This window comes from Xanthomonas bonasiae (genome assembly GCF_014836395.1).
Taxonomy (GTDB): domain Bacteria; phylum Pseudomonadota; class Gammaproteobacteria; order Xanthomonadales; family Xanthomonadaceae; genus Xanthomonas_A; species Xanthomonas_A bonasiae.
Genome location: NZ_JACSQX010000007.1, coordinates 189,499 through 209,302 on the forward strand (window position 1 = coordinate 189,499; position 19,804 = coordinate 209,302).

General features: G+C 69.8%; 19 protein-coding genes. 7 read left to right on the forward strand and 12 right to left on the reverse strand.

Going from position 1 to position 19,804, the window contains the following annotated elements:
* Positions 1-48 precede the first annotated feature (48 nt).
* The gene (locus tag H9658_RS13095; RefSeq protein ID WP_191825653.1) at positions 49-654 is read right to left on the reverse strand and encodes a nucleotidyltransferase family protein; all 606 of its coding nucleotides are present in this window, start codon (positions 652-654) and stop codon (positions 49-51) included.
* Complete coding sequence (locus tag H9658_RS13100) at positions 651-1,724, reverse strand: XdhC family protein (RefSeq protein ID WP_191825654.1); 1,074 nt, start codon at positions 1,722-1,724, stop codon at positions 651-653. The genes H9658_RS13095 and H9658_RS13100 overlap by 4 nt, the downstream gene beginning before the upstream one ends.
* 362 nt (positions 1,725-2,086) lie before the next feature.
* Here H9658_RS13100 and H9658_RS13105 point away from each other — a divergent pair, with 362 nt between their 5' ends.
* The gene (locus H9658_RS13105; RefSeq protein WP_191825766.1) at positions 2,087-2,908 is read left to right on the forward strand and encodes an alpha/beta fold hydrolase; all 822 of its coding nucleotides are present in this window, start codon (positions 2,087-2,089) and stop codon (positions 2,906-2,908) included.
* 356 nt (positions 2,909-3,264) lie between these two features.
* Here H9658_RS13105 and H9658_RS13110 read toward each other — a convergent pair whose 3' ends face one another.
* Both H9658_RS13110 and H9658_RS13115 read right to left on the reverse strand, forming a co-directional pair.
* Positions 3,265-3,597 carry a DMT family transporter gene (locus H9658_RS13110; protein WP_191825655.1) on the reverse strand — a complete coding sequence of 111 codons (333 nt, stop codon included), beginning with the start codon at positions 3,595-3,597 and terminating at the stop codon, positions 3,265-3,267.
* A 164-nt stretch (positions 3,598-3,761) separates the two neighbouring features.
* Positions 3,762-4,913 carry a winged helix-turn-helix domain-containing protein gene (locus H9658_RS13115; RefSeq protein WP_191825656.1) on the reverse strand — a complete coding sequence of 384 codons (1,152 nt, stop codon included), beginning with the start codon at positions 4,911-4,913 and terminating at the stop codon, positions 3,762-3,764.
* 268 nt (positions 4,914-5,181) lie between these two features.
* On the opposite strand from H9658_RS13115, the gene H9658_RS13120 reads away from it, so the two are divergent.
* Complete coding sequence (locus H9658_RS13120; RefSeq protein WP_179566010.1) at positions 5,182-5,625, forward strand: MarR family winged helix-turn-helix transcriptional regulator; 444 nt, start codon at positions 5,182-5,184, stop codon at positions 5,623-5,625.
* Positions 5,622-6,860 (forward strand): MFS transporter, encoded by a 1,239-nt coding sequence (locus tag H9658_RS13125; RefSeq protein WP_191825657.1) that lies wholly within the window; start codon positions 5,622-5,624, stop codon positions 6,858-6,860. Before H9658_RS13120 ends, H9658_RS13125 begins: the two co-directional genes overlap by 4 nt.
* Here the strand turns inward: H9658_RS13125 and H9658_RS13130 are convergent.
* Genes H9658_RS13130 through H9658_RS13145 form a run of 4 tightly spaced genes read right to left on the reverse strand, consistent with a single transcriptional unit; the run spans position 6,857 to position 13,404 of the window.
* Positions 6,857-7,552, reverse strand: coding sequence for a TetR/AcrR family transcriptional regulator (locus H9658_RS13130; protein WP_191825658.1), 696 nt, complete (start codon positions 7,550-7,552; stop codon positions 6,857-6,859). The genes H9658_RS13125 and H9658_RS13130 overlap by 4 nt on opposite strands.
* A 2-nt stretch (positions 7,553-7,554) precedes the next feature.
* On the reverse strand, positions 7,555-9,021 hold the full coding sequence (gene adeC, locus H9658_RS13135) for an AdeC/AdeK/OprM family multidrug efflux complex outer membrane factor (protein ID WP_191825659.1): 1,467 nt from the start codon (positions 9,019-9,021) through the stop codon (positions 7,555-7,557).
* Position 9,022: 1 nt separating this feature from the next.
* Positions 9,023-12,172 carry an efflux RND transporter permease subunit gene (locus H9658_RS13140; protein WP_191825660.1) on the reverse strand — a complete coding sequence of 1,050 codons (3,150 nt, stop codon included), beginning with the start codon at positions 12,170-12,172 and terminating at the stop codon, positions 9,023-9,025.
* Positions 12,173-12,186: 14 nt separating this feature from the next.
* On the reverse strand, positions 12,187-13,404 hold the full coding sequence (locus H9658_RS13145; RefSeq protein ID WP_179566020.1) for an efflux RND transporter periplasmic adaptor subunit: 1,218 nt from the start codon (positions 13,402-13,404) through the stop codon (positions 12,187-12,189).
* Positions 13,405-13,542: 138 nt separating this feature from the next.
* Here H9658_RS13145 and H9658_RS13150 point away from each other — a divergent pair, with 138 nt between their 5' ends.
* Positions 13,543-14,145 carry a TetR/AcrR family transcriptional regulator gene (locus H9658_RS13150; protein WP_191825661.1) on the forward strand — a complete coding sequence of 201 codons (603 nt, stop codon included), beginning with the start codon at positions 13,543-13,545 and terminating at the stop codon, positions 14,143-14,145.
* A 126-nt stretch (positions 14,146-14,271) separates the two neighbouring features.
* Here H9658_RS13150 and H9658_RS13155 read toward each other — a convergent pair whose 3' ends face one another.
* A complete protein-coding gene (locus H9658_RS13155) occupies positions 14,272-14,742 on the reverse strand; it encodes a (R)-mandelonitrile lyase (RefSeq protein ID WP_191825662.1) in 471 nt (156 codons plus the stop codon).
* Positions 14,743-15,082: 340 nt separating this feature from the next.
* Between H9658_RS13155 and H9658_RS23135 the strand changes: the two genes are divergently transcribed.
* Positions 15,083-15,211, forward strand: a complete 129-nt coding sequence (locus H9658_RS23135; RefSeq protein WP_263604329.1) for a hypothetical protein — start codon at positions 15,083-15,085, stop codon at positions 15,209-15,211.
* 181 nt (positions 15,212-15,392) lie between these two features.
* Positions 15,393-16,694 (forward strand): sugar MFS transporter, encoded by a 1,302-nt coding sequence (locus H9658_RS13160; protein WP_191825663.1) that lies wholly within the window; start codon positions 15,393-15,395, stop codon positions 16,692-16,694.
* Positions 16,695-16,798: 104 nt separating this feature from the next.
* On the opposite strand, the gene H9658_RS13165 is transcribed toward H9658_RS13160, so the two are convergent.
* Entirely contained in the window at positions 16,799-16,936 is a 138-nt protein-coding gene (locus tag H9658_RS13165; RefSeq protein WP_191825664.1) for a hypothetical protein, read from the reverse strand.
* A gap of 118 nt (positions 16,937-17,054) precedes the next feature.
* Here H9658_RS13165 and H9658_RS13170 point away from each other — a divergent pair, with 118 nt between their 5' ends.
* Entirely contained in the window at positions 17,055-17,420 is a 366-nt protein-coding gene (locus H9658_RS13170; protein WP_191825665.1) for a hypothetical protein, read from the forward strand.
* Positions 17,421-17,688: 268 nt separating this feature from the next.
* Here the strand turns inward: H9658_RS13170 and H9658_RS13175 are convergent, their stop codons facing one another.
* Together H9658_RS13175 and gltX are read right to left on the reverse strand one after the other, a co-directional pair.
* Entirely contained in the window at positions 17,689-18,177 is a 489-nt protein-coding gene (locus H9658_RS13175) for a transcriptional repressor (RefSeq protein WP_003472952.1), read from the reverse strand.
* 17 nt (positions 18,178-18,194) lie between these two features.
* Positions 18,195-19,601 carry a glutamate--tRNA ligase gene (gene gltX, locus H9658_RS13180; protein WP_191825666.1) on the reverse strand — a complete coding sequence of 469 codons (1,407 nt, stop codon included), beginning with the start codon at positions 19,599-19,601 and terminating at the stop codon, positions 18,195-18,197.
* Between the last annotated feature and the right edge of the window lie 203 nt (positions 19,602-19,804).

The following is a 19,804-nucleotide window of genomic DNA, read 5'->3' on the forward strand; positions in this document are numbered from 1 at the left end:
GGCTTAAGCCGCTCCTACAACACCTGCCGATCGAGCGTAACCTAGCGCCTACGGATCCAACCAGCCGCGTTCCACCGCGGCCTGCACGTCCTGCGGCGTGTCCAGGTCCAGCGCCAACGCCGGGGCGACGATGCAGCCGAGGCTGTCCGGCGCCATCGCGTCGAACAACCCGCGCAGGCCCTGGTCGCCGCCCAACGGCAGCGCGTGCCAGCATGCCTGCGCCACCACCGCCGGCATGCCGCGCACGCCGGCGTAGGCGCTGACCGCGCAACCGGAGGCGGCGCGCCGCGACGCGGCCAGCAGATCCTGCAAATGCGCCGCCTCCAGCGCCGGCTGATCGCAGCCGAGCACGAGGCTGTGGGTGATCGACGCATCCCCGTGCAGCGCCGCGCGCAGGCAGGCCAGGCTGCCGCCCATGCCGGTCGACCAATCGCGATTGACCACGATCTCCACCGGCAAGTCGGCCAGCGCCGGGCGCAGCGCCTCGGCCTGCGCACCCAGCACCACCACGCAGCGGGCCGGCGACGAGGCCAGCGCCAGCCGCGCCGCGCGCCGCAGCAGGGGTTCGCCGTCGCGGGTCAAGGCCTGCTTGGCGTGGCCGAGGCGGCGGCTGGCGCCGGCGGCGAGAATCAGCGCGGCATGCGCGTTGCTCATCGCGCCGCGCCCCGCGCGCCGCTGTCGGCACGCAACGGCGCGAGCGCGGCCGCCGCGACATCGCCGCCGTGCAAGCGGGTCACGCTGCAACGGTTCGGCTCCGGGATGGCGCTCGCCTGCTGCACGTCGCGGATGCCTTGCAATTGCGCGGCGATGCTCAACGCGATCGCCTCCGCGCCGCTGCCGCCGAGCCGCAACCCGATCGGCGAATGCAGCCGCGGCAGCAGTTGCGCGTGCTGCTGCGGGCGCAACAGCCGGAACAGGTCCTCGCGCCGGCGCGCGGGTCCCAGCAGGCCCAGGAACGGGATCGCGCTCGCCGCCAGCGCCGCCAGCGCCTCGCGGTCGAGTTCGAAATGATGGTGCATCACCAAGGCCGCGTCGCTGTCGGCGCAAGCGTCCAGCGCGCGGGTCGGCGTGCACGCCAGGGTCTGGTCGGCCAGCATCGCCTGCGCCGCCCAGCGCGGACGCTGTTCCACCAGCGTGGTCATCCAGCCCAGTTGCCGCAGCAGCGGCAACAGCACCGCGGTTTCCGGGCCGGCACCGAACACGCTGACCCGCGGCGGCGGCGGCACCTGCACCTGGCCGCCGCAAGCGGCCGCGCCAGCCCAGGACTGGCACCGCAAACGCCACTGCAAGGTCTCGCCGGCCACCGCCGCGACGATGCCGCCGTCGGCGTCCAGCGCCAGGCGCAACGCACCGCGCCGCTGCAGCCATGCCTGCGCCAGGCGTTCGAACCCAGGCAGGGCGCGCAACGGCAGCAAAGCCAGATGCAGGCGGCCGCGGCAGCCCACCGCCGAACCGGACAGCAGGTCCTCGTCGTCGCGCGTGTCGATGTCCATCCAGGCCAGTTCGCCCGTCACCGCCACGGCCGCCGCGCAACGCGCGATCTCCGGCTCCAGGCAACCGCCGCTGAGCCAGCCCTGCTGCGCGCCGTCGGCGCCGAACAGCGCCACCGCGCCGGCATGCGCGTAGGTGGAGCCTTCGGTCGCCATCGCCACCGCCAGCACCGCGGGCGCGCGCTGGCGGCAGGCGACGATGGCAGCGTGGAAACAGTGTCTGGCAGCGGACATGCGGCGGCACAGGCTGGGGGGAACCACAGCCTAAGCAGCGGCCTGTGGTGACGAGGTGACCTGGCGGCGACGAAAGCGCGATGGCTCGACCGCGCATGCGCGCGGCGTGGCGCGGCAAACCAGCAGGATTATGCAATCGGCAGCGCGCCGCGCCGCGCATCATCTGCATCGCTGCCTTCGACGCGGGACCTGCAATGGACGCTCACACGACGCACACCGACATCGCCGATCCTGTCAGGCGGCGCCTGCTGCTCGGCGCCGCCGCATTGACCGCCCTGCCCCTGGCAGGCATCGCCGCACCGGGCCGCACCGGCCTTTCCCCCACGCCTGCGGCCAGCCCGCACGCCCATCAGGACACCACCATGCCCAGCATCACCACGCAAGACGGAACCGACATCTTCTACAAGGACTGGGGCACCGGCCAACCCATCGTGTTCCATCACGGCTGGCCGCTCAGCGCCGACGACTGGGACGCGCAGATGCTGTTCTTCGTCGCCCAGGGCTACCGCGTCATCGCCCACGACCGCCGCGGCCATGGCCGTTCCACGCAGACCGCGACCGGCAACGACATGGACACCTATGCCGCCGACGTGGCCGCGCTGGCCAAGCATCTGGACCTGAAGAACGCCATCCACGTCGGCCATTCCACCGGCGGCGGCGAAGTGGCGCGCTATGTCGCCAGGCACGGCGCCGGCCGCGTGGCCAAGGCGGTGCTGATCGGCGCGGTGCCGCCGATCATGCTCAAGACCGAGCACAACCCGGGCGGCCTGCCGATGGACGTGTTCGACGGCTTCCGCACCCAGCTCGCGGCCAACCGCGCGCAGTTCTACCAGGAGGTGCCGGTTCCGTTCTACGGCTACAACCGCGATGGCGCCAAGGTGTCGCAAGGGATCAAGGACAACTGGTGGCGGCAGGGCATGATGGGCGGCGCCAAGGCCCACTACGACTGCATCAAGGCGTTCTCGGAAACCGACTTCACCGAGGACCTGAAGCAGATCGAGGTGCCGGTGCTGATCCTGCACGGCGACGACGACCAGATCGTGCCGATCGCCGACTCGGCGCTGCTGTCGGCCAAGCTGGTCAAGCACGCCACGCTGAAGGTCTACAAGGGCTACCCGCACGGCATGTGCACCACCCACCCGGACGAGATCAACAAGGATCTGCTGGCCTTCTTCAAGGCCTGATCCGCTGCGTCGACCGCCGCCGCGCGCAAGCGCGGGCCGGCCCGGCACGGCATGGCGGCAGGTCCAGACGCATGCCGCGCCGGGCGCCTGGCCCTGGGCGTGTCATCGATTCCCAAGTAGGTCGCGTTGGGTCGGTCAGGCCGCCAGCCGGTGCTGCGTGGCGCAGCGCCTGACTGGCGGTCAGGTCAAGCCGCGCGGCGCCGGCTGGCGGCCTGACAGGCCCAACCCGCAGGGCGGCTCGTGTGCGCTCTCGGCGCTACCTCATCGCCCGGGTACAAGCATCTTCCACACCTTCCAGTGCTTGTCCCGTGCACGCACAGGAGCGGCGCGATCTGCTTGGGGATCGATGACGCGCCCTAATGCTGCGCCGTGCTGGAAAACACGTTGATGACGATCACTCCGGCAACGATGAGCGCCATGCCGGCCAGCGCGGGGGCGTCCAGTTTCTGGCCGAACTGCAGCCAGGCCACCAGCGAGACCAGCACGATGCCGATGCCGGACCACAGCGCGTAGGCGACGCCCACCGGAATGCTGCGCAAGGTCAGCGACAGGAAGTAGAACGCGACGCCGTAGCCGAGCACCGCCAGCAGCGAAGGCCACGGTCGGACGAAGCCTTCGCTCGCCTTCAGCGCCGAGGTCGCGACCACTTCGGCGACGATCGCAATCAGCAGGAACATCCAGTTCTTCACCGCGGCACTCTCTCCGGAACGGCAACCGCACCCTAGCGCCTGCGCTCGTCTTGCAGGGGATTTTTGTTTGTGCGCCGACACTGCGCGGCAGCGCCCCGATACGCCCGTGGCAACGACGCACTGCGATCTCGCGCGCCTGCGCCTAGCCCGGCGACACGCTCCCGCTACTGCAGATGAAACCGCTCGAAGCGCTGCAGCGCCGCGTCGATCGCCCGCTTCAGCGCCGGCCGCTGCGGCACCAACCAGGTCCATTTCTGGATCAGCAGCCTGCCCGCCTGGCGATCCATCTTCAGATCGAGTGCGGCGACGATACGGTCGCCGACCAGCACCGGCAGCGCGAAGTAGCCGAGCACCCGCTGCGGCGCCGGCACGTAGGCCTCGAAGCGATGTTCGTAGCCGAAGAACTGCTGCAGCCGCTTGCGCTGGATCAGCAACGGATCGAACGGCGACAGCAGCTGCGCGAGGGACTCGTCCGGCAGCGGCGGCGCATGCTCCAGCAGCGCCGGTTCGGCCCATAGCGCGGCCTGCTCCTGGCCCTGCAGATGCACCGGCAACAGACGCCTGGCGGCGACCGCGGCGGCGATCAGCGCGCGCACCGCAGGCTTGGCGCCGGCATCGCCGTAGCAGATCGAGTCCACGCCGACCAGGCCCTGCGCGCGCAGCGCGCGCTCCAGCAGATAGCGCGCGTACTGCGTGTCGCTGGCCGGGCGCGGGCGCCGGCTCCAGCCGAAATGGCGCGCGGCCAGCTCGTAGGTCTTGAGCATGCCGCTGCGCTGGCTGACCACCAGATCGCCGCTGAAGAAGCCATAGCGCAACGCCGCGCGCGACGGCTTGCGGCTGCCCCACGGATGGGTCTTCTCGACCAGCACGTCGTCGTCGATATCGCGGATCGACAACGGCCCATCGTTGCGGATGCGCCGCAGCAGCCTGGCGTAGTCGGCCGGATCGATCTTGCCGGCCGCGTCCGCCTGGGCGCGGTAGCGCGCCATCTGCGCCACGTACATGCGGTAGTCGGCGATCGGCACATAGGCCAGCGCATGCGTCCAGTATTCGAACACCGACTTGTCCTGCGCCTGCGCCTGTTCCAGATCCTGCTTGCGATAGGCGGGAATGCGGCTGTACAGCACGTGGTGGTGGCTGCGTTCGATCACGTGGATGGTGTCGATCTGCACGTACCCCAGGTGCGCGGCGGCCTGCCGCACCGCCTCGGCCCCGGCGCCGAACGGCGCCGGAGTGGTCAGCCGCTGCGCATCCAGCCACAGCGCGCGCGCCCGCGCGGCGGCGATCGGCACAGAGACGGTGCGTGTGTTCGGCATCGGGACGGCACTCCGGCAAGCGCAAGGCGCCGCAGAGCATAGCAATGCCGGCGATCCGCGAGCGTGCGCGCAAGCGTCCACGTGCGTCGCTACGCCTGGCGAAGCGTTGCATCGCTGCAGCTGCGCGCGAGCCGCGCCATGCGCCTGCATGGCGTCGACCGGCCAGGACATGTCCTGCCCGCGCCGCCCGCGAACGGCGGCAGCACGCCGCCCTGCCGGTCCGTCCGGCGCTTGCCAATTGCATGCATATGCACGTACTTTGCCGGACATGGACGACACCGCACCCTGCCGCTGCACCTGTTTCCTGCTGCGCCGCGCCGCGCGGCGTACCTCGCAGGTCTACGACCGCGAACTGAGCGCGGTGGGGCTGAGCCTGAACGAGTATTCGATCCTGCGCCGCGCCGGCACCGCGCAGCAGCTGGGCGCGCTGGCCGAGCGGCTGGGCATGGACCGCAGCACGCTGTCGCGCAATCTCAAGCCGATGCAGGCGGCCGGCTGGATCGAGCAACGCCGCGGCGACGATGCACGGCAGAAGCTGGTGGTGGTCAGCGCCGCCGGCCGGCGCCTGCTCAAGCGTGCACTGCCGCATTGGGAACGCGCGCAGGCGCGGATCGATGCACTGGCCGGCAATGCCGCCATCGACGCCCTGCACCGCCAGCTGCGGCAGCTGGAACGCGCGCTGTGCGCGGACCGCGAGGACGCCGCCGCATGAGCGCCGCGGCGCCGCACGCGCAGGCCAGCCGTCACTGGGGCCTGCTGATCATCGCCTCGGCGACGCTGATGCTGACCATGGGCGCGCGCCAGACCACCGGCCTGTTCGTCGAGCCGATCCACCGCAGCAGCGGCGTCGGCATCGCCGCGATCAGCTTCGCGCTGGCGGTCGGCCAGTTCGTATGGGGCGCGGTCCAGCCTGTGTTCGGCGCCATCGCCGACCAGCGCGGCCCGCTGCCGGTGCTGTGGCTGGGCGGGATGCTGCTGGCGCTGGGCCTGGCCCTGGCGCCGTGGCTGCCGACCGAGTGGGGCCTGATCGTCAGCCTGGGCCTGCTCGCCGCGGCGGGCGCCGGCGCCGGCAGCTTCTCGGTGCTGATCGGCGCCACCGCGCATCGCCTCGCGCCGGAACAGCGTTCGTTCGCCGCCGGGCTGATCAACGCCGGCGGCTCGCTCGGCCAGTTCCTGTTCGCGCCGCTGGTGCAATGGATGATCGGCGCCGCCGGCTGGGCGATGGCCATGACCGGCATGGCCGCGTTGTCGCTGTTGACCCTGCCGCTGGCCTGGCCGCTGCGCCGCAAGGGCCAGGCGCAGGTCGCGACCACGACCGCGACGGCGGCCGCGCCCGACGGCGGCTTGCGCGCGCAGCTGCGCATCGCCCTGCGCGACCGCAGCTATTGGTGCCTGCACCTGGGCTTTTTCACCTGCGGCGTGCACATCGCCTTCCTGGTCACCCACCTGCCCGGGGAAATCGCGTTGTGCGGGCTGGCGCCCAGCGTGTCGGCCATCGCCATCGCGCTGATCGGCCTGTGCAACGTCGCCGGCAGCCTGATCGCCGGCAAGCTCGGCGAGCGCGTGCGCATGAAGTGGCTGCTGCTGGCGATGTACGCCAGCCGCGCGGTGCTGATCGCGCTGTACCTGCTGGCGCCGCCGACGCCGCTGACCTTCTACCTGTTCGCGGCCGCGCTCGGCTTCACCTGGCTGGCGACGGTCCCGCCCACCGCCGGGCTGATCGGCAAGCTGTTCGGGCCGCGCTACCTGGGCACGCTGTTCGGCCTGACCCTGCTGTCGCACCAGATCGGCGGCTTCTTCGGCGCCTGGCTCGGCGGCGTGGCGCTGGAGCGCTTCGGCAACTACCAGTGGATGTGGTACGCGGACATGGCCCTGGCCGTGGCCGCAGCGCTGGTCAATCTGCCGATCCGGGAACAGCGCCCTAGACGGGCCGCGCGGCCCGTCTAGGGCCTGGCGGCGATGCGCCGGCGCGTTGCCGGCGCAGGCTTGGCCGCCGCGCGATAGCCGCGCACGAACAGCGCGACCGCGCTTTCCACGCAACGCGCGCCCGGCCGCGGCGGCGCCACCGGCTCGCCGGTCAGCAATCCGCGCAACGCCGACGCGCTGGCGATCAACGCGAAGAACTGCGCGGACGCCTGCGCCACGTCGGCGATCGCCAGCGTGCCCTGCCGGATCTGCGCGCGCAGGAACCGCTGCATGGCGCGATCGTAGCGCGCGAAACACAGGTCCCAGTACGTATCGGCCTGCTGCAGCGACACCTGCGTGGACAGCGCGAGCATGCGATGGATGGCCTGCAGCATCGGCGCGGCCGTCATCGCCATGAGGTCGTGCGCCACCGCCGTCAACCGCAGCTGCAGCGGCCCGCCGCTGGCGAGCAGCGCATCCCAGCGATCCGGCATCTCGCCCACCATCGCGTCCACGACCGCCTGGAACAGCGCGTCCTTGCTGGCGAAATGCGCATAGACGGTGGCCTTGGACACGTCCGCGCAGGCAGCGACGGCGTCCATGGTGGTGGTGTCGAAGCCGTTGCGGGAGAACAGCCGCCGCGCCGCATCCAGGATCGCGGCGTGCTTTTCGCGCGTCGCGCCCCGCTCGCCACGCCGCTGCGCCCGCGCCGGCGTGGGCACCTGGCGCGGCACCGCTAGCGTCCCGTCGAGGCCGTCGCGTCCGCGGACGCGGCCATCTCCACCCAGCCGCCACCCAGCGCCTTGTAGAAGGTCACCAGGTTGGTGAAGCGCGACAGCCGCGTGCTGATCAGGGTCTGCTCGGCGCCGTACAGCGTGCGCTGCGCATCCAGCGCGCCGAGGTAGCTGTCCACGCCGCGCTCGAAACGCGCCTGCGACAGCCGGTAGCTGTCGGCGGACGCGTCCACCAGCGCCTGTTGCGCCTGCAGCTGGCGGCCCAGCGTGTTGCGCTCGGCGAGCGCGTCGGAGACCTCGCGGAACGCGGTCTGGATCGCCTTCTCGTAGTTGGCCACGTCGATGTCGCGCTGCACCTTGGCGACGTCGAGATTGGCGCGGTTGCGGCCGCCGTCGAAGATCGGCAGCGAGATGCTGGGCGCGAAACTCCAACTGCCCGAGCCGCCCTTGAACAGGCCGGACAGGCCGGCGCTGGCGCTGCCGGCCGAGGCGGTCAGGCTGATGCTCGGATAGAACGCGGCGCGCGCCGCGCCGATGTTGGCGTTGGCGGCCTGCAGGGTGCGCTCGGCCTCCAGGATGTCCGGGCGGCGCTGCAGCAGTTCCGACGGCAATCCGGCCGGGATGCTGGCCAACACGTTGGCGTCGGCGCTGGCGCTGTCCGGCAGCGCGGTAGGCAGCAGTTCGCTCGGCACCTCGGTGCCGGCCAGCAGGCGTAGCGCATTGCGATCCTGCGCCACCTGCGCGGTGTAGCGCTCCACGTCCACCCGCGCGCTTTCCACCGTGGTCTGCGCCTGGCGCAGGGTCAGCGCCGAGGCCGCGCCGAGGTCGAAACTGCGCTGCTGCAGCCGGTAGCTCTCGCTCTGGCTGGTCAGCGTGTCCTGCGCCAAGCGCAGCAGATCCTGGTCGGCGGCCAGGGTGAGATAGGCCGTGGCCACCTGCGCGACCAGGCTGATGTGGGTGCTGCGTTGCGCCTCGGTGGTGGACAGGAACTGCTGCAGCGCCTGTTCCTTGAGGCTGCGCACGCGGCCGAACAGGTCCAGTTCGTAGGCGCTGATGCCGAGCGTGGCGCTGTAGCTGTGCGCCACCAGCGGTTGCCCGGTGCCGGACAGATCGCCCGGGGTGCGCGAGCCGTTGCCGCTGCCGCCCAGGTCCACGCCCGGCGCCAGGTCGGCGCGCTGCACGCGGTACTGCGCCCAGGCCTGGTCGATATTGAGCGCGGCCACGCGCAGGTCGCGGTTGTTGTCCAGCGCCAGCTCGATCACCTGCTGCAACTTGGGATCGGTGAACACCGCGCGCCAGCCGATGTCGGCGACGGGGACGGCGCCGGCCTGCGCGCCGGCATCGGCGGCGGCGCCGTCGAATTGCGCCGGCACCGGCGCCGCCGGGCGCTCGTAGGCCGGCATCAGGCTGCAGCCGGCGAGCAACGTGGATACCGCCAGCGCCAGCGGGGTCAGGATCGAACGGGACATGTCAGGCTCCTTCCGCGACGCGCGCGGCGGACGGATCGTCGGGGGTATCGGCGCGGCGCTTGAACAGGCCGCACACCAGCACGAAGAACAGCGGCACGAAGAAGATCGCCAGGACCGTGCCCGACAGCATGCCGCCGATCACCGCGGTGCCCAGCGCATGCTGCGCGCCGGCACCGGCGCCGCTGCCCAAGACCAGCGGCACCACGCCGAGGATGAACGCCAGCGAGGTCATCAGGATCGGCCGCAGGCGCATGCGCGCCGCCTCCAGCGCCGCCTCCAGCAGGCTCTTGCCGCCCTCGTGCAGCTCGCGGGCGAATTCCACGATCAGGATCGCGTTCTTGCAGGCCAGGCCGATCGTGGTCAGCAGACCGACCTGGAAGTAGACATCGTTCATCTTCCAGGTCAGCACCGCGCCGAGCAGCGCGCCGAACACACCCAGCGGCACCACCAGGATCACCGCGAACGGAATCGCCCAGCTTTCGTACAGCGCGGCAAGACACAGGAACACGATCAGGATCGACAGCCCATACAGCATGCCGGTCTGGCCGCTGGACGCCTTCTCCTGACGCGACAGCCCGGTCCACTCGAAGCCAATGCCCGGCGGCAGCTTGGCCGCCGCCGCCTCGACGATGGCCAGGGCTTCGCCGCTGGACGCCGCGCCGGGCAGCGCCATGCCCAGGATCTCCACCGACGGCACGCTGTTGTAGCGTTCCAGCCGCGGCGAACCGGTGGTCCAGCTGGCCTTGGCGAAGGAATTGAACGCGACCATGGTGCCGGCGCTGTTGCGCACGTACCAGCGGTCGATGTCCTCCGGCAGCATGCGATACGGCGCATCGGCCTGCAGCATCACCTTCTTGACCCGGCCCTTGTCGATGAAGTCGTTGACGTAGGTGCTGCCCCAGGCGCTGGAGAACGTGCCGTTGATGTCGGAGATCGACAGGCCCAGCGTCTCCGCCTTGTGCGGATCGATCTCCAGCTTGAACTCGGGCGTGTCCTCCTGCCCGTTCGGGCGCACCGCGACCAGCCGCTTGTCCTGCGACAGCTCGGCCAGCAACTGGTTGCGCGCCTGCATCAGCGCGTCGTGGCCGAGGTTGGCGCGGTCCTGCAGCATCAGGTCGAAGCCAGTCGCATTGCCCAGTTCCGACACCGCCGGCGGCGCGAACGCGAACACCTTGGCGTCGCGGATGCCGGCGAAGTACTTGCCGGCCTTGGCCGCCACCTCGGTCACGCTCTGGCCCTTGCCGGTGCGCTCGTCCCAGGGCCGCAGCTTGACGAAGGCCAGGCCCAGGTTCTGCCCGCTACCGGCGAAGCTGAAGCCCGACACCGTGAACAGGCCGGCGACCGAGTCCTTCTGATCGACCAGGAAATGCTGCTCGACCTGGCGCAGCACCGTGTCGGTGCGCGCCGCGGTGGCGCCTGGCGGCAACTGCACCAGCACGAACAGCGTGCCCTGGTCCTCGTCCGGCAGGAACCCGACCGGCAGCTTCATGAAGCCGACCACCACCAGCGCCAGCACCACCGCGTAGGCGATCATGTAGCGCCAGCCCTTGCCCAGCATGTGCCGCACCGCGCCCTGATAGCGGCCGTTGCCGCGATCGAACACGCGGTTGAACCAGCCGAAGAAACCGGTGGTGGCCATGCCGTGCTGCTTGGCCGGCTTGAGCAGGGTCGCGCACAGCGCCGGGGTCAGCACCATCGCCACCAGCACCGACAGCGTCATCGCCGCGACGATGGTGATCGAGAACTGCCGGTAGATCACGCCGGTGGAGCCGCCGAAGAACGCCATCGGCACGAACACCGCGGCCAGCACCAGGGCCACGCCGACCAGCGCGCCGGTGATCTGCCCCATCGACTTGCGCGTGGCTTCCTTCGGCGGCAAGTGCTCCTCGCTCATCACCCGCTCGACGTTCTCCACCACCACGATGGCGTCGTCCACCAGCAGGCCGATCGCCAGCACCATCGCGAACATGGTCAGCGTGTTGATGGTGTAGCCGAACACGGCCAGTACGCCGAAGGTGCCCAGCAGCACCACCGGCACGGCGATGGTCGGGATCAGCGTGGCGCGGAAGTTCTGCAGGAACAGGTACATCACCAGGAACACCAGTACCACCGCCTCGATCAGCGTGCGCACCACCTCTTCGATCGAGATGCGCACGAACGGCGTGGTGTCGTAGGGCTTCTGCACCTTCATGCCGGGCGGGAAGAACTTCTCCTGCTCGGCCATGCTGGCGTCGATCGCCTTGACCGTGTCCAGCGCGTTGGCGCCGGTGGCGAGCTTGATCGCCAGGCCGGCGGCCGGCTTGCCGTTGTAACGACCGACGCTGTTGTAGCTCTCGCTGCCCAGTTCGATCCGGGCCACGTCGCGCAACCGCACCTGCGAACCGTCGGACTGGGTGCGCAGCAGGATGTCCTCGAACTCGGCGGCGGTCTTCAGCCGCGTCTGCGCGGTGATGGTGGCGTTGAGCTGCTGGTTGGGCGCCGCCGGCAGCGCGCCGAGCTGACCGGCCGAGACCTGCGCGTTCTGCGCCTGCACCGCGGTCTTCACGTCCAGCGGGGTCAGGCTGAAGTTGCTCAGCTTGTTGGGGTCCAGCCAGATCCGCATCGAATACTGCGAACCGAACAGGGTGGTGTCGCCGACGCCTTCGACGCGGCTGATCGCTTCCTGCACGTTGGCGGCCACGTAATCGGACAGGTCCGAATCGCTCATGCTGCCGTCTTCGGAAGTGAAGGCCAGCACGTTGAGGAAGTTGGTCGCCGACTTGGTCACGGTCACGCCCTGCTGCTGCACTTCCTGCGGCAGCAACGGCGTGGCCAGCGACAGCTTGTTCTGCACCTGCACCTGCGCGGTGTCCGGGTCGGTGCCGTTGTCGAAGGTCAGGGTGATGGTAACCTGGCCGCTGGACTCGCTGGTGGAGGCCATGTAGCTCAGGTGGTCCAGGCCCTTCATCTTCTGCTCGATGACCTGGGTGACGGTGTCCTCGAGGGTCTTGGCCGAAGCGCCGGGATAGTTGGCGGTGATCGCCACGGCGGGCGGCGCGATGCTGGGGTATTGCGCGATGGGCAGGGTGACGACGGAGAGGATGCCGGCCAGCATCACGATGATGGCCAGCACCCAGGCGAAGATCGGACGGTCGATGAAGAAGCGTGCCATGACGGTCTAGCGCCTCAGTTCGCCGCGCGCGGCGCGGCCGCGGCGGATGCGGCTGCAGGGGCCGCGCCGGAGGCGGCCGTGGCGGCCTTCGGCTGCCACGGCACGGTCTTGACCGTCACCCCCGGGCGCGCCCGCGACTGGCCATCGACCACCAGCTGCTCGCCGGGCTTGAGCCCGCTGCGCACCAGCCATTGGTCGCCGACCGCACGATCGGTCTCCAGCACGCGCAGCTGCAGCTTGTGGTCGCTGCCGACCACGTACGCGGTCGGCTTGCCCGCGCCGTTGCGCGAGACCGCCTGCTGCGGCACCAGCACTGCATCGTCCTTCACGCCTTCCTGCAGCACCGCGCGCACGTACATGCCGGGCAACAGATCCGCGTTCGGATTGGGGAACACCGCGCGCACGGTGATCGAGCCGGTGTTCTGGTCGACGGTGACGTCGGAGAACTCCAGCCGCCCCTGCAGCGGATACGGGCTGCCGTCTTCCAGCAGCAGGTTCACCTTGGCCGCCGTGGCGTCGGCCTTCTCCAGTTCGCCGCTGGCCAGCGCCCGCTTGAGCCGCAGCAGCGAGGCGCTGGGCTGGGTGACGTCGACGTAGATCGGATCCAGCTGCTGGATGGTGGCCAGCGCGGTCGACTGGCTGGCGGTGACCAGCGCGCCGGCGGTCACGCTGGACTTGCCGATGCGCCCGGAAATCGGCGCATCCACCCGCGCATAGGCCAGGTTGATGCGTGCGCTCTCCACGTTGGCCTTGGCCGCCGCGACGTCCGCCTCGGCCTGGCCCAGCGCGGCGCCGGCGTCGTCGTTGTCCTGCTTGCTGATCGCCGACACCTTGACCAGTTCGCTGTAGCGCTCGGCCTTGAGGCGCGCGCTGCGCAGCGTGGCCTGGGCCTTGCCCAGCGCGGCCACGTAGCTGTCGTAGGTGGCGCGATAGGTGGCCGGATCGATCTGGTACAGCGTCTCGCCGGCTTTGACCTCGCCGCCTTCGCGGAACTTGCGCACCTGGATGATGCCGTTCACCTGCGGCCGCACATCGGCGATCAGGTACGGCAGCGTGCGCCCCGGCAACTCGGTGGTCAGCGCGACCGGCCGCGTGGCGACGGTGACCACGCCCATCTCCGGCGTGCCCTCCTGCGGCGGCGGACCGCCCGGGGGCGAACCGCACGCGCTCAGCAGCGAGGTGGCCGCCACGGCCAGGGCCAGCGATAGACGAGAGGACAGGACAGGACGCACGAGGAATCTCCGGGTGGGGACGCAGGGAGGCGGAAAGAATCTAAACGGTACGGTTCGGTATACTATTCAAGCGATCCGGCGCCGTCAACCATTTCTGCCCTCCGGGTATACTTAAGCGCCCTCCCCCATGGCAGAGCGATGCGCGTCAGGACCGAAGCCAAGCGCGAAGCGATCGTCGAAGCGGCGGCCGGGGTGTTCCTGGAGGCCGGCTTCGAGGGCGCCTCGATGACCCAGATCGCCACCCGCGCCGGCAGCTCCAAACGCACCCTGTACGGCTATTTCCCGTCCAAGGAAGAACTGTTCGTGGCGGTGGCGCACAGCGTCGCCGAGCGCTTCATGGACCCGATCCTGGCCGCGCTGATGCAGACCCAGGACGATCTGCCGACCGCGTTGCAGCGCCTGGGCGAAGACGCCCTGGCGTTCCTGTGCTCGGAACAGTCGGTGCAGGTCTGGCAGACCATCATCGGCGTCTCCGGCCGCTCGGACATCGGCCTGCTGTTCTTCGAAAGCGGCCCCGACGAAGGCATGAGCCGCCTCGGCACGTTCCTGCAGGAACAGATGGAGCAGGGCCGCCTGCGCCGCGCCGACCCGACCACCGCCGCCCGCCACCTGGCCGGGCTGCTGGAAGCGGAAACGCTGATGCCCTGCCTGTTCGGCGCGCTGAAGAATCCGTCGCCGGAGTACCTGCGCGACGCGACGCGGCGCGCGCTGCAGGTGTTCTTCGGGGGCTATGGGGCGTAGCGAGAGCGCCGATCGGCGCCTCTGTAGGAGCGGCTTCAGCCGCGACAGGCTCTATCGGTAATGCCCGTCGAGGCTGAAGCCGCTCCTACAGGTCAATCGGAATCGCGCACCCCGCTACTGCACCACTCACGCCCCGCGATACTGGCTCTCCGACACCGGCTCCAGCCAGGTCACCGGCGAACCGTCCACCGCTTCGGCGATGGCGATGTGGGTCATCGCCACCTGCGCGCTGGCGCCGTGCCAGTGCTTGACCCCCGGCGGAATCCACACGATGTCGCCGGGGCGGATCTCCTGCGCCGGCTTGCCCCACTCCTGCACATGGCCGACGCCGGCGGTGACGATCAGGGTCTGCCCCAAGGGATGGGTGTGCCAGGCCGTGCGCGCGCCCGGTTCGAAACTGACCGTGGCGCCGCCGACGCGCGCCGGCGCCTCGCCCTGGAACGGCGCATCGATGCGCACCGTGCCGGTGAAATACGCCGCCGGGCCGACCGCCGAGGCGGTGCTGCCGGCACGAGTGACCTTGATCGGCTTGGCTTCCCCATCGGGAACCGCAGCGGCCATCATCGACAGCGACATGGCGGTGGCGAACAGGCTCATCGGAATCTCCTTGCATGGACGTCCGTACCGACTGTAGGCGCGCTGCGCCGGCGGCACTAGCCCGCGCCGGGTACATGCCGCGATAAGCGCCGCTCATCAATCGTCCGACGTCGTTGCGGCACAGCCGCGCGATCGCCCCTGATGCCCACGCATGAATGGGATGCCCTGCTTCGGCATCCGCGACCATGGCCGACGGGTGCAGCGGTTCGCCGGCACTGTGCTCGTCGCTCGGGAGCGGAGCATTCTTCGCGCGGGTCACAGCGACAATGCGCGCGCCGCTGTGCTCCTGTTCTACGCGAACGCGCAACCGCGACCGCGCTGCGCATAGGCTGGCTGCGAGATGGAACGCGACGACCTGTTGCCGAAACAGCGGCTGCCGATGGCCGCCGAAGGTATTGCCACAGCGCAGCCAGAACGACGCGCCGCTGCAGTGCAGCATTGCAATAACCGTATAACCGCCGCGATTTAAATCATTGGTCGCGCGCGAAGCGCGGCGCCTATCCTCGCCCCTGCGCTGGCGCCGCGACATCGTTTGCGGCACTGCGCGACACCGCCGCAACCCGCGCGACAGCTGCGGTGCTGCGGTGCAGGCAGACGCTCCGCGCATGCCCGACGACAGACCCCGCAACAGCGCAGAGGACACACCCACGATGGCAGGACCGATGGGGCCGGCGGCTCCGCTCTCGCACTCCGCACCGCTCGCCGGCCATGCGCCGTCCTACCGCGCCGCACTGTCGCTGCTGGCCTCGCTGTTCTTCATGTGGGGCTTCATCACCGTCATCAACAACACGCTGCTGCCGCACCTGCGCAGCGTGTTCGAACTGAGCTATACCCAGGCCACGCTGATCGAGTCGGTGTGGTTCATCGCCTACTTCTTCGCCTCGCTGCCGTCGGCCAAGCTGATCGAACGGATCGGCTACCAGCGCGCGCTGGTGATCGGCCTGGGCATCATGGCGCTGGGCGCGCTGGGCATGATCGCGGCCGCGCGCCTGGTCTCGTACGGCATCACCCTCGGCTCGCTGTTCGTGATCGCCAGCGGCATCACCTTGCTGCAGGTCGCGGCCAATCCGTACGTCGCGGTCATCGGCAGCCCGGACACCGCCTCGGCGCGGCTCAATCTGGTGCAGGCGTTCAACTCGGTCGGCACCACGCTGGCACCGCTGTTCGGCGGTTACCTGATCCTCGGCCGCTCGGCCTCGGGCACCGCCAAGGGCGATGCGGTGCTGACCCAGGCCGAACGCCTGGCCGATGCGCAGTCGGTACAACTGCCCTATCTCATCGTCGCCGTGGTGCTGGTGCTGCTGGCCGTGGTCATCGCCCGCTTCAAGCTGCCCGCGCTCGGCCAGGCCACCCAGCGCGCCACCGGCGCGCAGCGCGCCAGCCATTCGCTGTGGCGGCATCGCAACCTGGTGCTCGGCATCCCGGCCATCTTCATCTACCTGATCGCCGAGATCGGCGTGTCCAACCTGTTCATCAACTTCGTGTCGCAGCCGCACATCGGCAACCTCACCCACGAACAGGCATCGCACTACCTGTTCCTGCTGTGGGGCGGGATGATGGTGGGGCGCTTCGCCGGCAGCGCGCTGATGCGCCGTATCGCGCCGGAAACCGTGCTGGCGCTGTTCTCGATCGGCGCGTTCGCGGTGATGCTGCTGACCGTGTTCACCACCGGCCACGTCGCGATGTGGTCGCTGATCGCGGTAGGCCTGTTCCACTCGATCATGTTCCCGACCATCTTCACCCTCGGCATCAAGGGCCTGGGTCCGCTCACCGAGGAAGGCTCCGGCCTGCTGATCATGGCCATCGCCGGCGGCGCGCTGGTGGTGGTGCAAGGCTGGCTGGCCGATCACGTCGGGCTGCAGCAGGCCTTCCTGCTCACCGCCGCGTGCGAGTTGTACGTGCTGTTCTATGCGCTGTGGGGCGCGAAGACCGCGCCTGCCGCCACGGCCTAGCCGGACGCAGGCGATCGTGCGGCGACTTGCCGTTTGGCAGTGGCGGCATCGGCGCGGCTGCACCGCCCGGCAGGTGCAGATCGCGCCGACAGCACGCCAATTGCTCACATATTCAAAGCAAAAACAATAGCTTGCAGCAACAAAAAGCGCTTGTCGCAGCCCCCTGGAATGGGTACGCTGCGGCGGTCGAAAGAGAGCAGGCCGGATGGTAGCCCGGCCGTCGCCGCATCCAGCGGCGACATCTCAGCCAATCGGGCACCCGCGACACCAGCCACCGGCAGCGCCGGTCGATGCAGGTGTGTCCGATGGGGTCTCTTGCAGGTCTCCCGGCACGCCTTCTTTGTCACAGAGGGAGCTAGCATGCACAAGACGACCTATCCGATTCCCAGCACGCACGAGGCGCACGTCTTCGCCGCGCCGCTGCAGCGCGCGCGTCCTGCTCCGATGCGCGACGCGGACGACACAGCGCGGCCGCGCTGGCAGCGCGATACGCTGGCGGACCTGCTGATCTGGCGTTGCGACGTGACCACCGGGAAGCGGGAACTGCCTGAGCTGCTGCTCGCGGTGTGGCTGCCCGAGCGGACGCTGACCTGGGAGTGGGAAGTCATCGATCCGCGTGGCGATAGCACCCTGGCCGAGGGCAGCGGCGCTTCGTTTGCGCTCGCGCAGGCGGCGGCAGAAGCGTGGACACGGCTTCGCTTCGGCGATGTGCTGGAGCATGGCTGAGGCGGACGGCGGGCGCTCGGCACGCCGGTGCGACGGCTCGTATATGCACGGATCGCAAGCTTCGACGCTACGCCAAGTCGACGTTTCCTGGTTCCCTAGCGGTTTGCTTGCGTCAGCCGACGCCATCTGCGGCCCACTGCAGCGGGCGGCGGCGGGGCCTCAGGCCATCGACCGGCAGCGCTTGGCGGCCGTACGCCCGCGAGCGGCGGCCCGACGCCCAGCGTCGCGGCTAGCTGCGACCGTCCCACCTTTCCGAAAACGCAGCGCCCTACCCCGCGCAGCGCGCGCACAGCCCGTGCACTTCCAGGGTCTGCGCCTGCGGCTGGAAGCCCAGCGCCTTGGCGCGCTGTTCCAGTTGCGCGACCACGTCGCGGTCCTCCAGTTCGACCGCGCTGTGGCAGCGGTCGCAGATCAGGAACGGCACCGAGTGCTGCGCGCTGCTGGGATGGTGGCAGGCGACGAAGGCGTTGACCGACTCGAGCTTGTGCACGAAGCCGTTGGCCATCAGGAAATCCAGCGCGCGGTACACGGTGGGCGGCGCATCGGCGCCCACGCTCTTGCCCTCGCGCACCCATTCCAGCAGGTCGTAGGCCTTCACCGGCCGCCCCGCCTCGGCGATCAGGCGCAGCACGTTGGCGCGGATCGGGGTCAGCCGCAGCCCGCGTTCGCGGCTCACCCGCTCCACCACCTTGACGAAGTCGTCGGCGTCGTGGACGTGGTGGTGCGGCTCGGTGCAGGCGGTCTTCTTGCTGGACATGGCGGTTCTCCGGGGAATCAGCTTCCCGCTGGGATCTTGATGAGCGCGGCGTCGATGCGTTTCAAGGCCTGGTCGCGCCCGGCCAGGTACACCGTGTGCGAGATATCCGGGCTGACCTGGGTGCCGGTGATGGCCACGCGCAGCGGCTGCGCCACCTTGCCCATGCCGATCTCCAGCGCCGCGGCGGCGTCGTGCAGCGCGGCGGACACGCCGTCCACGCTCCACTGCCCCAGCGCGGCCAGCAGCTCGCGCGCCTTGCCCAGCGCCAGTTCGGCGCCCGGTTTCAGGTGCTTGGCCACCGCGGCCTCGTCGTAGGTCTCCAGCGGCCGGTACCAGACCACCGCCTTCTCGGCCATTTCCTTCAGCGTCTGCACGCGCTCGCGCAGCGCCACCACCACGTCGGCGGCGGCCGGGCCGGCGGCCGGGTCGATGCCGAGCTTGGCCAGTTGGTCCTCCAGCTGCGGCGCGATCGTGGCCGGGTCGTCGCTCTTCAGGTAGTGCTGGTTGACCCAGCCGAGCTTGGCCATGTCCAGCCGCGCGGCCTTGGAGTTGACGTCCTTGACGTCGAACAGCTCGATCAGCTCCTGGCGGCCGAACAGTTCCTGGTCGCCGTGCGACCAGCCCAGCCGCGCCAGGTAGTTGATCAGCGCGTGCGGCAGGTAGCCGGCATCCTTGTACTGCATCACGTCGGCCGCGCCGGTGCGTTTGGACAGCTTGGCGCCCTGCTCGTCCAGGATCATCGGCATGTGCGCGAACTTCGGCACCGGCGCGCCCAGCGCTTCGTAGATGTTGATCTGGCGCGGGGTGTTGTTGATGTGGTCGTCGCCGCGGATGACCTCGGTGATGCCCATGTCCCAGTCGTCCACCACCACCGCGAAGTTGTAGGTGGGGTAGCCGTCGGGGCGGAAGATCACCATGTCGTCGAGCTCGCTGTTGGCGATCTCGATGCGGCCCTTGATCAGGTCGTCGAACACCACGCTGCCGCCGACCGGGTTCTTGAAGCGGATCACCCGGTTCGGATCGTCGCGGTATGGCAGGCCCTGCTCGCGCGCGGCGCCGTTGTAGCGCGGCTTTTCCTGCTTGGCCATGGCCGCCTCGCGCATCGCGTCGAGTTCCTCGCGGGTTTCGTAGGCGTAGTAGGCCTTGCCGGCGGCGAGCAGCTGTTCGGCCACCTCCTGGTAGCGGGCGATGCGCTGGGTCTGGTAGACCGGGCCCTCGTCGTAGTCCAGGCCGAGCCAGTCCATCGCTTCCAGGATGGCGTCGATCGCCGCCTGGGTGCTGCGCTCGCGGTCGGTGTCCTCGATGCGCAGCACGAACTCGCCGCCGCGGTGGCGCGCCTCCAGCCAGCAGTACAGCGCGGTGCGCGCGCCGCCGATGTGCAGGTAACCGGTGGGACTGGGGGCGAAACGGGTGCGGCAGGCCATGGAACGCTCGGAGCAAACGGGAATCGGGCGATTTTACCCCGCCGTGCCCTGCATTGCCCGGAGCGGCGGTGCGGCGCCGTGCCTGGGCGTTTCCATTGTAGGAGCGGCTTCAGCCGCGACATGACCTTACCGGAGAGTACCTGTCGCGGCTGAAGCCGCTCCTACAAAAGACCCTGGCAGGGCCTGCCACCACGATTGGGACA

Coding starts and splice junctions, on each gene's coding strand:
- H9658_RS13165 (WP_191825664.1), bottom strand. CDS start 16,936: ATGTCGCCGCTGGATGCGGCGACGGCCGGGCTACCATCCGGCCTGCTC.
- gltX (WP_191825666.1), bottom strand. CDS start 19,601: ATGGCCTGCCGCACCCGTTTCGCCCCCAGTCCCACCGGTTACCTGCAC.
- H9658_RS13115 (WP_191825656.1), bottom strand. CDS start 4,913: ATGCCGAACACACGCACCGTCTCTGTGCCGATCGCCGCCGCGCGGGCG.
- H9658_RS13105 (WP_191825766.1), top strand. CDS start 2,087: ATGCCCAGCATCACCACGCAAGACGGAACCGACATCTTCTACAAGGAC.
- H9658_RS13160 (WP_191825663.1), top strand. CDS start 15,393: ATGGCAGGACCGATGGGGCCGGCGGCTCCGCTCTCGCACTCCGCACCG.
- H9658_RS13095 (WP_191825653.1), bottom strand. CDS start 654: ATGAGCAACGCGCATGCCGCGCTGATTCTCGCCGCCGGCGCCAGCCGC.
- H9658_RS13140 (WP_191825660.1), bottom strand. CDS start 12,172: ATGGCACGCTTCTTCATCGACCGTCCGATCTTCGCCTGGGTGCTGGCC.
- H9658_RS23135 (WP_263604329.1), top strand. CDS start 15,083: ATGGAACGCGACGACCTGTTGCCGAAACAGCGGCTGCCGATGGCCGCC.
- H9658_RS13100 (WP_191825654.1), bottom strand. CDS start 1,724: ATGTCCGCTGCCAGACACTGTTTCCACGCTGCCATCGTCGCCTGCCGC.
- H9658_RS13175 (WP_003472952.1), bottom strand. CDS start 18,177: ATGTCCAGCAAGAAGACCGCCTGCACCGAGCCGCACCACCACGTCCAC.
- H9658_RS13150 (WP_191825661.1), top strand. CDS start 13,543: ATGCGCGTCAGGACCGAAGCCAAGCGCGAAGCGATCGTCGAAGCGGCG.
- H9658_RS13170 (WP_191825665.1), top strand. CDS start 17,055: ATGCACAAGACGACCTATCCGATTCCCAGCACGCACGAGGCGCACGTC.
- H9658_RS13120 (WP_179566010.1), top strand. CDS start 5,182: ATGGACGACACCGCACCCTGCCGCTGCACCTGTTTCCTGCTGCGCCGC.
- adeC (WP_191825659.1), bottom strand. CDS start 9,021: ATGTCCCGTTCGATCCTGACCCCGCTGGCGCTGGCGGTATCCACGTTG.
- H9658_RS13155 (WP_191825662.1), bottom strand. CDS start 14,742: ATGAGCCTGTTCGCCACCGCCATGTCGCTGTCGATGATGGCCGCTGCG.
- H9658_RS13125 (WP_191825657.1), top strand. CDS start 5,622: ATGAGCGCCGCGGCGCCGCACGCGCAGGCCAGCCGTCACTGGGGCCTG.